Source organism: Vibrio sp. 1562 (assembly GCF_033340155.1).
Classification (GTDB): Bacteria; Pseudomonadota; Gammaproteobacteria; order Enterobacterales; family Vibrionaceae; genus Vibrio; species Vibrio alginolyticus.
In genome coordinates this window covers 1-664 of the sequence record NZ_JAWOVY010000407.1, presented here as the reverse complement: position 1 = coordinate 664, position 664 = coordinate 1, and the positions used below count along the sequence as shown (strand labels likewise).

Genomic DNA, 664 nt, shown 5'->3' with positions numbered 1-664 from the left:
CGATGTTCGCGCGCTTGAGCCCAAACCATTCTTGATAGGCTTTGGGTATATAAGTTAACGCTGGCAAAGCACGCAGAAAATCCGATGATACTGATGAGCCACTTTGCGCTATCTCCCAATAAATGGGCGCTTAACCAAGGGATGGAAGCATTATCGAATTGCGCGCTGCCATAAGCACCAAACTTTAAGATGACAACAGAACAAGCCCAGTAAGTTGCACCAGCAACAAAACAGCCGACGATAATCGCGATCGGGAAGTCCCGTTGCGGATTCTTAAACTCTTCCCCCATGTGAGCAAAGGCTTCGATGCCAACAAAGCACCAGAACATCACGCCAAGTGCTGCGGTGATCGGCCAAATGGACTCTGTTGTGAGAGTCGGCATTGAAAGATCTGCGCTATTGATTTCGCCTTTAAACAAAAATGCACCAACCAAAGCAAAAACACTCAATGCGATGATGGTTTGCAAGCGCCCTGATGATTTGGTGCCCAATAGGTTGACCAAAATGAGCAGAAAAACCGTCAATACTTGCGCAAATAAGTGGTTGTTAATTGGAGTAGGAAGCAGTTGTTGAAGAAAACCTGCTGCAAGAGCAATCGCGGCAGGCACGCCAACGGGAATTACACTGACAAATAGCCAAGCGACGCTGCTTTCCAATCTCGAGT

At 47.4% G+C, this 664-nt stretch carries 1 protein-coding gene; it reads right to left on the bottom strand.

Features of this window, described 5'->3' with window-relative positions:
• A partial coding sequence (gene yjeH / locus R7Z49_RS25475) for an L-methionine/branched-chain amino acid transporter (RefSeq protein WP_318112451.1) occupies positions 1 to 664 on the bottom strand: 664 nt, incomplete at both ends.